The following is a 14,852-nucleotide window of genomic DNA, read 5'->3' as shown; positions in this document are numbered from 1 at the left end:
TCAGCCGAGCACGGTGCAGGCGGCCCTGAGCCGGTCGAGGTGGTCCTCGGTCAGGCCCAGGCCGTCCCGCCAGAAGTCCTCGAACGACGGCCAGCCGAGGGCGAGTTCCTCGAAGGCCGCCTCCAGGTAGCCGGACTCGGCCCGGGCCAGCGGCCGCATCAGCGGGTCGACCCGGTCGATCAGCGCGCCGGAGCGCTCGTTGGTGAGCAGGTAGTCGGCCAGCACGCTCTCCCGGTCCACGCCCAGCGCGGTCAGCAGCAGCGCCGCCGTCCAGCCGGTGCGGTCCTTGCCCGCGGTGCAGTGGAACAGCACCGGCGCGCCGTCGGCCTCGGCGATCAGGCGCAGCACGGTGGCGAAGCGCGAACGGGCCGTCGCGTCGGTGACGAACCAGCGGTACATCGAGGTCATCATCGCGGCGCCCCGCCCGTCCCCGAGGACGGCGTGCATCGCGGCCGGGTCGCCGGTGCCCAGCGCCCGGCGCAGCTCGACGTAGAGGTCGAAGTCGGCGGAGAACACCGGCAGGTGGTGCAGGGACGGGCCGGCCCCGTCCGGCGCCGGGACGGAGAGCGTCGCGGAGGCGTCCAGCGGCAGCTCGGCCACGGGCAGGCCGGGCACGAGGTCCGCGCCGAAGTGGCGGACCTCGTCGAGGCTGCGCAGGTCGACGACGTGGCGCAGCCCGAGCGCGCCGAGCAGCGCCCGGTCGTCCTCGCCGAGCCGGCCCAGCGCCTCGGTGCGCAGCAGCGCGCCGGAGCGCACCAGGCGGCCGTCGGCGGTGCGGTATCCGCCCAGGTCACGGGCGTTGACGGCGGCGGCCAGGCCGAGGCTGCGGGCGGTCTCGGTGGGCGGCGCGGTCACGGGTGCCTCCTGGCTGGGCTCGACGAGTACCGGCCAGTGTAGGCACGCTGCGGCCCGGGACCGCCGGGGGCACCCGGTCGGCCCCGGTCGGCCGCGACCGGCCGCGCGGGCGGGTACGGGCGGGTCCGACCGGTTCCGGTGGCGGCCGTGCGGGCGGGGCCGGGGGTTACTTGACGGCCAGCCAGATCACGCCGATCACGACGACGAGGGCCACCACGGCCCCGACGACGAACAGCGGGGTGCGGCTCTTGGTGGCGGCGCTGCCGTAGGTGGTGACGGTGCCCGGGGCCTGCGGGGCCGGGGCCTCGTCGACGAACGCCCGGAACATCTGGGTGGAGCCGGCGGGGTCGTAGTCGTTGTCAGCCATGGAACGGGACTCTAGCCAACCCCGGTGGCCCGCCGACACCCCGGTCCCCGCCCCGGCGCAGGTCTGCACCGACCCCTCACCTCGGCAGTCCCGGGAACCGCGGCCGCCCGGGCGGAATCCGGACGGACCCGAACGGGTTGTCCCGCTGCATGACGAACAGTGACACCCCACGGGTGACCCTCGGCCGTTCCGACCTCTCCGTGTCCCCGCTCTCGCTCGGCGGCAACGTCTTCGGCTGGACGGCCGACCCGGAGCAGTCCTTCGCGGTCCTGGACGCCTACACCGCCGCGGGCGGCAACTTCGTGGACACCGCCGACACCTACTCGTCCTGGGTGCCGGGCAACTCCGGCGGCGAGTCGGAGACCGTGATCGGTGACTGGCTGCGCAGCCGGGGCAACCGCGAGCAGGTCGTGATCGCCACCAAGGCCGGGATGGCGCCCGGCCTGGACAACCTGCGGCCCGAGACCCTGCGCCGGTGCGTGGACGCCTCGCTGCGGCGGCTCGGCATCGAGCGGATCGACCTGTTCTACACGCACCGGGACGACCTCGACACCCCGGTCGAGGAGATCGTCACGACCCTGGACGAGCTGGTCCGGGCGGGCAAGGTCCGCGAGGTCGCCGCCTCCAACATCGGCGCGGAGCGGCTGGCCGCCTCGCTGGAGTTCGCCGAGCGCGAGGGCCTGGCGGCGTACGTCGCCGTGCAGCCGCACTACAACCTGGTCTCCCGCGACACCTACGAGGGCCCGCTGGCCGAGGTGGTCGCCGCCCACGGGCTGTCCGCCGTCCCCTACTACGCGCTGGCCTCGGGCTTCCTGACCGGCAAGTACCGCCCCGGCACCGCCGTGGACAGCGCCCGCGCCCAGGGCGCCGGCCGCTACCTGGACGACCCGCGCGGCCCCCGGGTGCTGGCCGCCCTGGACGAGGTCGCCGGGGCCCACGGCGTCGAGCCCGCCACTGTGGCCCTCGCCTGGCTGGCCGCCCGGCCGACGGTCGCGGCGCCCCTGGCCAGCGCCCGCACCGTGGAGCAGCTGCCGCCGCTGCTGGCCGCGGCCGGGCTGCGACTGACCGAGCAGGAGCTGAAGGCGCTCGACGCCGCGTCCGCCTGATCCGGGCGGCCGGGCCGGGCCGGCGGGTTCAGCCGGCCGGTCCGGTCCGGCCGGTTCGGCTCCGTGCGCGCGGAAGGCGCTCCCCCGGTCGTTCGGAGCGGGAGAGCGCCTTGCGTGCGTGACAGGCCCTCATGGCCGTTAGAGGGTGTAACGGCGGTGAATTGCCTTCACGGTGGTGAGTGGCCGCCGCTCCGGTGAACGGCTGTCGCCGGAGTGACGGCCCGTCAGGCGGGTGAGTGGGTGTCACCCCGGTGACGGGTCCTCACCCCACCCGGGCGAAGAAGTCGGGGTAGTACCCGCTGTTGAGGCGGGAGACCCGGATGTCCTTGCCCGGTCGGGGCGCCTCCACGTAGGTGCCGTCGCCGAGGTAGACGGCCACGTGGTGGATGCCGGAGACCCGGCCGTTGCCGGACCAGAACACCAGGTCGCCGCGGCGGAGCTGCCCCGCGTCGATCGGGGTGGCGGCCCGGTACTGGTCGTCGGCGACCCGCGGGGTGGCGATCCCGGCCCGGCGGAACGCCTGCTGGACCAGGCCCGAGCAGTCGAAGCCGTTCGGGCCGTTACCACCCCACACGTAGGGCTTGCCGACCTGCGCCAGCGCGTACGACACCGCCGCCTCGACACCGGCCGACGCGGCCGGGGCCTCCGCGGGCCGGACCTCGCGGTCGTCCGCGGCCCCGCCCCGGTCACCACCGCGGTCACCGCCGCGGTCGCCGGTCCGGGCCACGTAGATGTCGTAGTGGCTGGTGTAGCGCCACTCGCCGGACACGCCCCGGAACCAGTAGACCCGGCCGTCCCAGCCCTGCCGGATGCCGCCCGAGGACGGCGCGGCGGCCGGCTGGCCCTGCGGCCGGGCCGAGGAGGCGGCGGGGGCGGAGGCGGGAGCCGCCTTCGCCCCGCCGGTCCGGGCGGCGTACACCTCGTAGTGACTGGTGTAGCGCCACTGGCCCGACACGCTCTTGAACCAGTAGACCTGGCCGTCCCAGCCCGGTCCGGACGGGGCGGGCGCCGCGTGCGCGGTGGTCGCGCCGATCCCGAGACCGGCCACTCCGGCACCGGCCAGCACCGTGGTGGCCAGGCAGGTCGACCGCACGGCGCGGTGTATTCGGCCCGCCCGCTCGACCGCGCCGGAACCGGCGGTGCGGACGGCCGGACGGCGGCACCCGGCGCACCGGCAGACCGACGCTCCGTCGGATTCGGCGAAGCCCAGCAGCGGGGCGTCGGACCAGCCCGGCAGGTCGGCGGGGTCGGTGGATATCGAGGCGAGCGCGCTCCTCACGCGGGCCTCCCTTCCTTGCGGTTCGGACGGGCGGCCGGGGCGGGCACCGAGGCGGTGACCCCGGCCGGGGCGACGAACGCGACCAGCAGCTGCTCCATCAGGGCGCTGCGCGCGCTGTCGTCCAACTCGTGGGCGGTGGCGCGCTCCAGGCGGCGCACCGCGAGGGCCGCGGCCTCCACCGCGTCGTCCACCAGGACGGTCCGCAGCCCCGCGTCCAGGTCGGCGAGCCGGCGGCGGCGCATCGACTCGGAGACCTCCGGCGCGTAGTCCAGGGCCAGCGGCTGCACCGAGTACACCTCGATGCCGGTCGGGGCGGTCTCGGCGGCCAGCGCGCGGGTCAACTCGTCGGCGAACCAGTGGCCGTCGCGCAGCGCGGGCCCGGGCGCGGAGTTGGAGTCGCACGGCAGGACGGAGGCGGTTCGGGTGAGAACGGCCTGTACCTGCTCCCGCAGATACGTTTCGTGTTCGGCGATGCCCAGCGTCGCCCGCGCGGTGTCCTTGACCCGCCAGACGATCAGCAGCCGCACCACCAGCGGCGTCCCGGCCCGGTCGGTGACGTGCACCGGCTCGCTGCGCCAGTGCCGCAGCCGGACGTCCACCCGGTGGCGGCGCACCAGCGGGTTCACCCAGAGCAGGCCGGTGCGGCGCACCGTGCCCCGGTAGCGTCCCCAGCGGGTCAGCACCCGGGTCTCGCCGCCCGGGTTGGAGAGCATCCCGGCCAGCGCGGTCAGCATCGCCAGCCCGATCGCGCTCACCGAGGCGATCGTCCGGTCGCCGAACTCGGCCTGTCCGCTCGCCCGTGCGGCCGGGCCGCGCAGGTCGGGCAGCCCCGACAGGTGCGGGATCACCCCCGCCCGGGCCAGCACCAGCAGCACGCCCGCCGCCCCGAGCAGCAGCGCGAGCAGCGGCAGCCAGCCCGGCAGGGCGAAGGCGCGGCGCTCGCGCAGCGACTGGTCGGCGCGCGGCGGACGCCGGTGCGCGGAGGCGGCCTCCGCTCCCGCCGGGTACGCGTCCGCCTCGCCCGTCGCGGGAGGGGCGGACGCGCGGGACGCCTTCGTGGCCGGGGCGTTCGCCGTGGAGGCGCTCGCTGCGGAGGCGTTCGCCGTGGAGGCGCCGAGTGCGCGCAGGCCGCCGGGTTCGGGGACGGTCCGGGGCGCGGGCGGGAGGGCCGCTGGGTCGTCCGCCCCGAGGGACAGCAGGGCGGGCGGGTCGACGACCGCGCCCACCACCGGCAGCCGCTCGGTGTCCGGGCCCCGGTCGAACCCGGGCTCCAGGCCGGAGCCGGCGTCCTCGGCGGGCGGGGCGGTCCTGATCAGCGGCTTGCTCACCGCCTTGGCGACCGCCTTGGTCAGTTGGGTCGCACCGACGGGGGGTTCCGGTGCGGCGGGGGGCCAGGAGTTGGGTCGCGGCGACGAGTCGCGGGTGACGTCCATGCACGTGTCCTAAGGGTTCAGAGTGTCGCGCACCGGGCGGCCCGGATCTGACGGGCAGTGCCAGACTCAGGCTAGGTTGATAAGTCATCAAATGCGACATTTGCCATGCGGCGTGTCGATCCGTCAGCTGCCACGAGGGCCCACCGACCCGTCCGCCGTGAGCTGCGGGAACGGACGGACCGACGAGCACCCGGCAGCCCGTCAGCGACGGCGCCTACCACTCCCCCGGCCGAACACCCGCCGAGCCAGCAGCCCGAACGCCGCCGCCACCAGCAGCGCCCCGCAAGCCACCCCCCGCCACCCGGTCGCCGCCGCCCGGTGCGCGGCCTCCACCGCATCCGGCGGCGGTGCGGCGAACGCCTTCGTGCTCGCCGCCCCGTCCTCGGCGGCCGACGAATCCTCCACGCCCTCCGGAGCCGACGGCCCGTCAGGCGGCAGGACCGCGACGGAGGGAGGTGCGGCGGGAGCGGTGAGGATCGTCACGTCCGCCGAGGGCGCCGGGACGGCCGGGGTGGGCGGGGTGGGCGCGACCGGGCTCGGCACCGGCGGGGTGACCGGTGCCTGCGGCAGCGACGGACTCGGAGCCGGAGCCGGAACAGCCTCCTGACCTGCCGTCGGCGCAGGCACCATGACCGCCAGCAGCTCCGGCGGCACGGGCGGCGTCAACTCCGTTGGAGCCGTCGGCACCTCGGAGGGAACGACACTCGACGCGGAGGCCGCCGGAGCCGAAGGCACCACGCTCGGCGCCACCGAACCCACCGGCGAGGCGCTCGGGGAGACCGCCGCAACGGACGCCGAACCCGACGGAACCCCACTCGGAGCGGAGGAGGCCGAACCGGGCCCCGACACCACGGGCGACACGGACGGCGACGGCGACAGCGACGGCGAGACCGACGAACTCGCGCCCGGGGAAGCCCCAGCCGAAACCGACGGCTCGGGACTCACAGAACCACCGCCCACAGCCGTCGGCACCACCGGCGACGGCGAGGCCGAAGGCTCGGGGCTCACCGCACCGCCACCCGAAGGCGTCGGCACCACGATCGGCACCACCGGCACCTCGGGCGACGGCGAGACCGACGGAACCGCACTCGGAGCAGGAACCGCCGAAGCCGACGAACTCGCGCTCGGAGAAGGCGAAACCGACGGCTCGGGGCTCACCGCCCCACCGCCCGAAGGCGTCGGCACGACGATCGGCACCACCGGCACCACCGGCACCTCGGGCGACGGCGAGACCGACGGAACCGCGCTCGGAGCAGGAACCGCCGAAGCCGACGAACTCGCGCTCGGAGAAGGCGAAACCGACGGCTCCGGGCTCACCGAGCCACCGCCCGAAGGCGTCGGCGCCACGGTCGCGGAGGCCGGAGCGCTCGCCGAGGGCGTCACGGAAACGGAGGGGGAGGCCGTGACCGCCGGTGGCTCGGAGGCGGGCGGGGCGGCGAAGTGGACGGTGACGGGGTCGCCCTGGGTTCCGTTGCCGGCGGGGTCGGTGGCGGTGGGGAGGAGGGTGAGGTCGCCGGGGGCGAGGTCGTGGATGGCGGTGCAGGACCAGGTGCCGTCGGGGGCGGTGACCGCGCTGCAGACAGTGGTGCGTTCGTCGGTGTCGCGGTGGCCGGCGGCGGTGACGGTGACGGTGGTGCCGGGTTCGGCGCGGCCGGCGAGTCGGGGACGGGCGGTGTGCAGGGTCTCGCCCGCGCCGGGGGAGGTCAGGCGGGGGCGGTCGGGGACCACGGTGTCGACGGTGAGGGCGACGGGCTTGCCCTCGGCGCTGTTGCCCGCGCCGTCGAGGGCCCGGGGGACGAGCCGGTAGCGGCCGTCGGGGAGGTTCTCCACGGGCAGGCAGGACCAGGTGCCGTCGGCGGCGACACCGGTGGAGCAGAGGTCGGTGGCGGGGTGCCCGGGGGCGTCCGCGGCGACGGTGACGGTGGAGCCGGGCTCGCCGAGGCCGGTGAGCAGCAGGCCGGGGTCGTTGGTGTAGGCGGGCAGGGTGAGGACGGGGGCGGTCGGCGGGGTGGTCCGGACGGTCAGCCGGAACGGGTCGCCGCGCAGCACCGTCCCGCTGCGGGTGGTCTCGACCGCGACGAGGATGTGCGCGCCCTCGGCGAGCGGGCGGTCGGGGCGGCAGTTCCAGGAGCCGTCGTTGGCGGCCCTGCCGGTGCACAGGGTGGTGCCGTTCTCCTGGACGGCGATGCTCGCGCCGGGCAGCGCGCCGTCGCCGCGGAACTCGGGGCGCGGCTCCCTGGTGACGGTGCCGGGGACGGGCAGCGCGACCTCGGGCTTGGCGGCGCCAACCGCGAAGCCGATCTTCTGGTCGACGACCTGCCCGGAGTCGGCGAAGCCGCCGGAGGAGACGAGTTGGGCGCCGCTGCGGGCCAGCCGCAGCCGGACCCAGGTCTCGCCGCCCGCGGCGCCGGGCGGGACCTGCCACTCCAGGGCGGCGGTGGACGCCCCGGCCGGGACCTCGGCCTGCACCCGTTCCAGCGGGTCGAAGCGGCCGTTGTGGTCGAAGTCGATCCAGCCGGCCAGCACCGCGGGGGCGCCGCCGGCGGCGACCGGGACGTCCAGGTGGTAACTGCGGCCGACGGCGGCCTCGTTGGGGAAGGCGAGGGTCGGGTCGGCGCCCTGGTACTCGGCGCGGCCGGGCTGCAGCAGCGGCGGGGGCGGGCTGGCCCAGGGGCTGCGGCGGCCCTCGCCGCCGTCGAGTTCGACGCTGGGGGCGACCGGGCCCGCGTCGGCGGGCGGGGGCGGCGGCGGGTCGGGCGGGCCGGGCTGGAGCGGGTCCTGGACGCTCTGGGCGAGGCCGGCCCTGGTCCGGGAGGCGGGGGCGGCGTCCTGGCCGAGGAAGAGGTCGGAGATCAGGTGGGAGGCGTTGCCGTAGCCCTGCGGGGCGCTGCCGAGGTCCTCGTCGAGGGTGACCGTCCACGCCTGTCCGAGCGGGGCGGGCGGGGTGGTGGAGCCGGCCCTGGCGGTGGCGCGCTGCTCGACCCGGAGCGTCACCGTGCCGACGGTGCCGGCGAGTTCGAGGGTGCCGGAGCCGTCGGCGCCGTCCTGGTCGGGGCTCCCGGCCGGGGCGAGCTGGCCGGAGCCGACCGTCCAGCCCGGCCAGCCGGTGCGGCCGACCAGGGCGGGGGCGGCGGGGCTGCCGCCGGCGACGGTGAGGCGGGTGCTGGTGGTGGTCGTGCCGTCCTTCGACGTGGCCGACGCGGACAGGCCGCTGACGTGCAGTCGGGGATTGCGGACCGGGCGGGAGAAGGTCAGTTGGAGGGTGCCGAGGGTGTGCCAGGAACCGTCGGCGCGGGGGCGGCGCTCGGCCGCCAGGAAGGTCTCGGCCGGGTCGCCGGGGCGGATGCCGTCGCTGTAGGGGCTGCCGCCGTCGCCCGACCGGGCGGCGAGCTTCCCCGTGGCGACGGCGACCGTCACGCCCGGGACCGCCGCGTAGTCGAACTGGATGCCGAGGCCGGAGGGGAGCACGGCGCGGCGGTCGGCGGACCAGCTGTCCGGGGTCTGCTGGGCGGCGACCGGCGGGGCCCCGAGGCCGGCGAGCAGCCAGGTGGCGAGCAGGACGGCGGTGGGGCGGCCGATCCGGGACCGCCGCCCGCCCCCGTCGGGCCGTCCGCGGGCGGATCGTCCGCCGTCGGGGCCTCCTCCGTCGGGGCGTCCTTCATCGGGCCGTCCGTCGTCGGGGCGGCCGCGGTGGACCGGGCGGGCGTCGGCGGTCGGAGCCCGGTGGGGGAACTGTCGGCACATCCGGCTCTCCTCTCGGTGTCGTCCGCGTCGTCCGCGTCGTCCATGCCGCCCGGCGTCCGACGGTTCGCCGCCCCGGTTCCCGCATTCGGACGGAGCTGACGATCAGACAAAAGGGAATCACGATCTGGTTTCGGTCATACCTCGACACCTGGTCAATTCACCTGACACCACCCGATTGGCGGCCACTCCATCAGCAGCATCGGGATACCCGCCCGACACGCCGTCAACTCACCCGAACGTGAACCAATCGGACGTTACTGCCCAGTCTCTGACCATCCGTCAGATCACTCTGTTCGAATTGGTCTGTTTATCAGTAGAGTCGACGGCCGTGACGATCGATCCCGTACTCATCAGGGCCAGCCACGCCGTCGTCGAGCCGCACGGCAGCGAGGTCACCGCCTACTTCTACGCCCATCTGTTCGAGCACAATCCAGATGTGCGCAAGCTCTTCGCCGAGCACCTGAACGAGCAGCAGGACCGGCTCTGGGACGCCCTCGGCACCCTGGTCGCCCACCTCGACGACACCGACACCGTGGTCGGCGTGCTGCGGGAACTGGGCCGCCGGCACGCCGGCTACGGGGCGCTGCCCGAGCACTTCCCCGCCGTCGGCGCCAGCCTGCTGGCCGCCCTCGCGCACTTCGCCGGGGACGCCTGGACGCCGGAGATCGAGGCGTCCTGGACCGCGCTGTACGGCGTCGTCGCCGACGTCATGGGCGCGGCCCTGACCGAAGCCGCCGCGGGCTGAGAACCCCCGGTGCCCTTCGACCCCGCGGTCATCCGCGCCAGCTTCGCCGTCGTCGAGCGCCGCGCCGATCAGCTGACCAAGTACTTCTACGCCCACCTGTTCACCAACAACCCCGGTGTCGAAGCACTCTTCCCGGCCCGGCTCGCCGAACAGCGGGACCGGCTCTTCGCCGCGCTCACCCAACTCGTGCTGCGGCTGGAGGACCCCGGGAAGCTCACCGGCTACCTGGCGGCGCTCGGGCGCGACCACCGGAAGTTCCGGGCCGCGCCCGAGCACTACCCCGCCGTCGGGGCCAGCCTGATCGCCGCGCTGAAGCACTTCTCCGGCCACTCCTGGACCCCCGAGATCGAGAAGGCCTGGACCGAGGTGTACACCGTCGTCTCCCAGGCGATGATCGACGCCGCCGCGGCCGTCCCCGCCGACACCCCCCGCTGGTGGGACGCCGAGGTGCTGGAGCACCGCCGGGCCGGACCCGACCTCGCGGTGCTCACCCTGCGACCGGACCGGCCCTACGGCTTCACCCCCGGCCAGTACCTGACGGTCTGCTCCGACCGGCAGCCGCAGGTCTGGCGCCCCTACTCCCCCGCCCGCGCCCCCCGGCCCGACCACACCCTGGAACTGCACGTCCGCCGGGTCCCCGACGGGCTGCTGTCGACCGCGCTGGTCGACGACGTCCGGCCCGGCGAGACCCTCCGGCTCGGCCCGCCGCTCGGCGACGCCGTGCTCGCCCCCGGCTCCGACCGCCCGCTGCTGATGGTCGCCGGCGGCACCGGCTGGGCCCCCGTCCGGGCCCTGCTGGAACAACTCGCCCAGGACGGCGGACGGCCCACCACGGTCTTCGTCGCCGCCCGCAGCGACGCCGACCAGTACGACCTGGACACGGTGCACACCCTGATCCGGGAGCACGCCTGGCTGCACGTCGTGCTCTCCGCGCCCGAGGCCGGCGCCTCCCGCGCCGAGGCCGCCCGGCTGCTCCGCGACGGCCTGGCCGGGTACGGCGACTGCTCCGGGCACGACGTCCACGTCTCCGGACCGCCCGACCTGGTGCCCGCCGTCGTCGCCCAACTCCTCGACCAGGACGCCGAACCCGACCTCGTCCGGCACGACCCCGTCACCGCGACGTTCAACCGCAGCCGCCCGCTCACCCCCGCGGAGTGGTTCCTGGAGGAGCGCGACGTGCCCTGGATCAACCGGACCGAACTCGGCTGAACCGCCGCACGCAACGGCGGCGGAGCAGCCGCGCAGCAGCCGCAGAACGACGAAGGCCCCGGGTGGGAACCCGGGGCCTTCGGCTGGTGCGCTCAGCAGGATTCGAACCTGCAACCTCTTGATCCGTAGTCAAGTGCTCTATCCGTTGAGCTATGAGCGCTCGGACGGACCCTTGCGGGACCGCGAGCGGAGTTTGGTGCGCTCAGCAGGATTCGAACCTGCAACCTCTTGATCCGTAGTCAAGTGCTCTATCCGTTGAGCTATGAGCGCTCGCCCCGGCGGACTGGCCTCCTGGGCGGTGCGGGGACAACATTACATGACCGTGGACCGGGGGCGAAATCGATTGTCCACAGCCCCCAACCTGCGAGGACGCCCGCCCGCCCGGGCCACCCCGGCGCGGGGCGGACACGACGAAGCCCCGCCGGTCAGTGACCGACGGGGCTCCCGGTGAGGCGGAGGCGGAGGGATTTGAACCCTCGATGGACGGTAAAGCCCAAACCGCATTAGCAGTGCGGCGCCATAGACCGGACTAGGCGACGCCTCCAACACCCGGACCACGACCGGGACTCCGGCCGTACTCCGTGCGACTGCGATGATGCCACAGGCAACGGCCCCGGCACCAACCACCACAACGATACTGGCCGGGTCGTCCACGGCGCAAAGAAGAATGAGATACTTCCGTCTCCGAGGAGAGCCGAAGCCGCCACGTCGCAGCGGCGGCCCGAAGCCGTGAGGAGACCCGTCGACGTGAGCAGCCGGCCGACCCGAGGCGCTGCTCGCCTCGCCGCGATACTCGACGCACTGCCCGACCCGCTGCTGCTGGTGAACAGCAACGGCACCGTGGTCGACGTCAACAAGGCCGCCGTGGAAAGCCTCCAGGCCCCCGGCACCTCGTTGATCGGGCGGGGCGTCCTGGACCTGCTGCCGGAGTTCGACCCCAGCCGAATCCCCGGTTCGATGCGGCCACCGGCGAGCGAGACCGAGAGCCTGGACCGACCCGTCCGCATGACCGCCCGACGCACCGACGGGACGGAGTTCGCGGTCGAGGTGTCCGGGAACGACTTCACCGACGAGGGCGGCGGGGAGGCGCGCGGCTACCTGTCCTTCACCACCGCCGACCAGGACCTGCTGCTGCTCCTGGTGCGCGACCTGTCCGCGCGCCTCGGCGTGGAGTCCGAACTGCGGCGCCAGCACAAGCAGACCGAGATGATCCTGCGGGCCGCCGCCGAGGGCGTCCTCGGCGTCGACCTGGAAGGTCGCGTGGTGCTGGTCAACCCGGCCGCCGCGCACATCCTGGACTACCGGGCCAGCGAGCTCGGCGGCCGCGAGCTGCACCCGCTGATCCAGCACTCGCAGCCCGACGGCAGCCCGCTCGCCGCCGAGAGCTCCGCGCTGGTCGACACCCTGCACTCCGGCCGCAAGCACCGGATCCGCAACACCGTGCTGTGGCGCAAGGACGGCCGGCCCGTCACCGTCGACCTGACCACCGCCCCGGTCCGGGACGGCGAGCAACTCGTCGGCGCGGTCATGACGTTCACCGACCGCACCCGCGAACTCGCGCTCACCGCCCGCAACGAGCACCTCACCGCCGTGCTGGAGTCCGAGCTCGGCGGCGCGCTCACCGCGCTGCACCGCCGGATCGACACCCTCGCCGCCGACCCGGCCGGCCAGCTCTGGCCGGAGGCCAACTGGACGCTGCGCCGACTCGCCGACGAGTGCCGCCGCTTCGGGCGGCTCATCGACGGCGTACTGGAGCACCAGCGCTTCGAGGCCGACGCCGACCGCGGCAAGGCCGAGCTCGACCGCGAGCGGACCGGCCTGGACGAGGTCGTGCAGCTCGCCGTCGAACGGGCCGGCGAACTGGTCGGACCCGGCCGGGTCCGGTACTCGGTGCACGCCGCCGCCGTGAAGGTGCTCGCCGACCGCGAGCGGCTGGCCCGGGCGCTGGCCCACCTGGTGGCCGACGTCAGCGGCGTCGCCCCCGTGCCCGAGCCCGCCCGCGCCGAGGCCGACCCGGCCCCCGGCGGCGCGCCGTTCGCCGAGCCCGCGCCGGCCGGCGAGCAGCCCCCCATGGTGGTGCTGGCCGCCGCCCAGCGCGGCAGCGTCGCCCGGATCGAGGTCCGCGGCCCCGCCCGCACCGCCAGCGCCGTCCACCTGCCGATCGCCCGCGCCGTCGTCGAGCGGCACGGCGGCGTGCTGCAGCGCCACGACCTGCCCGGCGGGGGCGGCGCCACCTACGTGGTGGAGCTGCCGCTCGACCCCGACGGCGAAGGCTCGGGCGCCCCCGACCTGCAGCGGCACGTCCCGCACGTGCCGAAGGACTCCGACACCGCGATGCTGCCCGACCTGCCGGGGCAGCCCGGGGCGTCCGAGCCGCGGCCCGCCGCCGACGGCGCGGCCCCGGCGGCTCCGGCGACCCCCGCGGCCGGGCCGGACGCCGCCGCGCGGGCCGACGACACCCAGGGGCACGGCCGCCGCCGGGCCCGCGCGCCGCGCGAGGACGACTCCTGGGGCAACGGCCCCGGCGCGCCCGAGCAGTCGGCCCCGCGCGCGCCGATCGCGCTCGGCCCCGGCCCGTCCGCGCCGGACGCCGCGCCGGACGGCCACGCGGCGGCGGACGGCCACGGGGCGGCGGAGGCCAGGCCGACCGCCGAGGGCGGCGGACGGCGGCGGGCCCGCCGGGCCGCCGCGCCGAACGCCGACGACAGCTCCCCCGCCCTGCACATCCCCGGTGTCCCCGACCCCGGGGCGGTCGTCTACCCCGGCCTCGAACACACCCTGCCGCCCGTCCCGGCGGAGCCGCCGGTCGCCCCGGCCGCCCAGCCCACCGGCCGCCGCCGTCGGCTGGCCCTGCCCGCCAACACCGTGGAGAGCGCGGAGGAGGTGACGGCGGTCCTGCCGCCCGTCCCCGCCGCCGACCCGGCGCCCGCGGACCCGGCCGACGCCCGGGCGATCGCCCCGCCCGCGCCGACCGCACCGCCCATCGCCCCGCCGATGGCCCCGCCCACGGCCCCGCACGACGGGTCGCCCGCCGGGCCGCCCACGGGGTCGCCCGCGCCGGTCGGCGAGCCGTCCACGGCGCTGGCCGTCGCCCGCCCGGCGGCACCCGCCCCGGTGCCCGCCGCGGTGGAGCAGGCCCAGCCGCAGCCGATCGGCAGCGGACTCGGCGAACTGGTGCCGCCGCGGCCGCTGGGAGCCCCGCAGCCGGACCGGCCGACCGCCGGGCCGGAGACGGCCGACGGACAGTCCCCGGCCGGGAGCGGGCCCGGCACGGCCCTGGCACTGCCCGGCGGGTCCGGCCAGGCGGAGGGGCGGACGCCGCCCCGGCCGGTCGCCGAACTCGCCCCGGCCCGGCCGCACCCGCACGACGGCCCGCGCCACCTGCTGGTCTGGCCGGAGCCCGACCCGTCGACCCGGGGCGCGCTGGAGCACCGGGGCTTCCGGCCCGTCGTGGTGGCCACCCGCGAGGAGGTCGACGCGCAGGTGCCGCAGACGCCCGCCGCGCTGTTCGTCGACCCGCTGACCGGGCCGATCACCCGCACCGCCCTGCAGGCGCTGCGCACCGCCGCGCTGGCCGGGCGGGTCCCGGTGCTGCTGGCCGCCGGCCTCGGCCAGGCCACCCGGGACGCCGCGTACGGCGCGGACCCGGCCGTCCTGCTGCGGGCGCTGGCCCCCCGGGACGGCGAGAACCACGCGGCCCGGGTGCTGCTGGTGGAGTCCGACCCGGAGGTCGCGGCCGCCCTGGTGGCCGGGCTGGAGCGGCGCGGCATGCACGTGGAGCACGCCGCCGACGAGCACGAGGCGGTGGCCCGGGCCAGTGCCATCCAGCCGAACCTGGTGGTGCTGGACCTGCAGCGGATCGAGCGCTCCGAACCCGGCCTGCTCGACTGGCTGCGCGCCAACGACCGGCTGCACCGCACCCCGCTGGTCGTCTACACCTCCGCCGACCTGGATCCGCAGGCCCGGGCCGGGCTGCGCACCGGCGAGAACGTGCTGTTCCTCGCCGAGCGCTCCACCACCGACGAGGTGCAGGGCCGGATCGTCGAACTGCTGGCCCGGATCGGCTCCTTGGAGCAGGTCGTGACGGCCGGGAGCGGCGCTTTCTGACGGTCCG

9 protein-coding genes and 3 tRNA genes are annotated in these 14,852 nt (G+C 76.0%); 4 read left to right on the top strand and 8 right to left on the bottom strand.

Annotated features, from left to right (window positions below; translation table 11 throughout):
- Window positions 1-855 (bottom strand): tyrosine-protein phosphatase, encoded by an 855-nt coding sequence (locus ACIQBJ_RS11115; RefSeq protein ID WP_400707175.1) that lies wholly within the window; start codon window positions 853-855, stop codon window positions 1-3.
- A 166-nt stretch (window positions 856-1,021) separates the two neighbouring features.
- A complete protein-coding gene (locus ACIQBJ_RS11110) occupies window positions 1,022-1,222 on the bottom strand; it encodes a hypothetical protein (RefSeq protein ID WP_400707172.1) in 201 nt (66 codons plus the stop codon).
- A gap of 149 nt (window positions 1,223-1,371) precedes the next feature.
- On the opposite strand from ACIQBJ_RS11110, the gene ACIQBJ_RS11105 reads away from it, so the two are divergent.
- On the top strand, window positions 1,372-2,328 hold the full coding sequence (locus ACIQBJ_RS11105; RefSeq protein ID WP_400707169.1) for an aldo/keto reductase: 957 nt from the start codon (window positions 1,372-1,374) through the stop codon (window positions 2,326-2,328).
- Window positions 2,329-2,590: 262 nt separating this feature from the next.
- Here ACIQBJ_RS11105 and ACIQBJ_RS11100 read toward each other — a convergent pair whose 3' ends face one another.
- The 3 genes from ACIQBJ_RS11100 to ACIQBJ_RS11090 form a co-directional block, all read right to left on the bottom strand.
- A complete protein-coding gene (locus ACIQBJ_RS11100; protein WP_400707166.1) occupies window positions 2,591-3,607 on the bottom strand; it encodes a C40 family peptidase in 1,017 nt (338 codons plus the stop codon).
- On the bottom strand, window positions 3,604-5,040 hold the full coding sequence (locus tag ACIQBJ_RS11095) for an SPFH domain-containing protein (RefSeq protein WP_400707163.1): 1,437 nt from the start codon (window positions 5,038-5,040) through the stop codon (window positions 3,604-3,606). Before ACIQBJ_RS11095 ends, ACIQBJ_RS11100 begins: the two co-directional genes overlap by 4 nt.
- Window positions 5,041-5,241: 201 nt before the next feature.
- Complete coding sequence (locus ACIQBJ_RS11090; protein WP_400707160.1) at window positions 5,242-8,784, bottom strand: Ig-like domain-containing protein; 3,543 nt, start codon at window positions 8,782-8,784, stop codon at window positions 5,242-5,244.
- Window positions 8,785-9,112: 328 nt separating this feature from the next.
- Between ACIQBJ_RS11090 and ACIQBJ_RS11085 the strand changes: the two genes are divergently transcribed.
- On the top strand, window positions 9,113-9,529 hold the full coding sequence (locus ACIQBJ_RS11085; protein WP_400707157.1) for a globin domain-containing protein: 417 nt from the start codon (window positions 9,113-9,115) through the stop codon (window positions 9,527-9,529).
- Between the two features lie 9 nt (window positions 9,530-9,538).
- Window positions 9,539-10,738, top strand: a complete 1,200-nt coding sequence (locus ACIQBJ_RS11080; RefSeq protein ID WP_400707154.1) for a globin domain-containing protein — start codon at window positions 9,539-9,541, stop codon at window positions 10,736-10,738.
- Window positions 10,739-10,822: 84 nt separating this feature from the next.
- On the opposite strand, the gene ACIQBJ_RS11075 is transcribed toward ACIQBJ_RS11080, so the two are convergent.
- From ACIQBJ_RS11075 to ACIQBJ_RS11065, 3 genes are all read right to left on the bottom strand, one after another.
- Window positions 10,823-10,898, bottom strand: a tRNA-Arg gene (locus ACIQBJ_RS11075).
- 34 nt (window positions 10,899-10,932) lie between these two features.
- Window positions 10,933-11,008 (bottom strand) — tRNA-Arg (locus ACIQBJ_RS11070).
- Between the two features lie 183 nt (window positions 11,009-11,191).
- Window positions 11,192-11,282, bottom strand: a tRNA-Ser gene (locus tag ACIQBJ_RS11065).
- A gap of 203 nt (window positions 11,283-11,485) precedes the next feature.
- Between ACIQBJ_RS11065 and ACIQBJ_RS11060 the strand changes: the two genes are divergently transcribed.
- Complete coding sequence (locus ACIQBJ_RS11060) at window positions 11,486-14,845, top strand: PAS domain-containing protein (protein WP_400707151.1); 3,360 nt, start codon at window positions 11,486-11,488, stop codon at window positions 14,843-14,845.
- Window positions 14,846-14,852 lie beyond the last annotated feature (7 nt).

The organism is Kitasatospora sp. NPDC088391, assembly GCF_044753345.1.
GTDB lineage: Bacteria > Actinomycetota > Actinomycetes > Streptomycetales > Streptomycetaceae > Kitasatospora.
The sequence above is the reverse complement of the archived record's forward strand: the minus strand, read 5'-3'. Positions and strand labels throughout refer to the sequence as shown.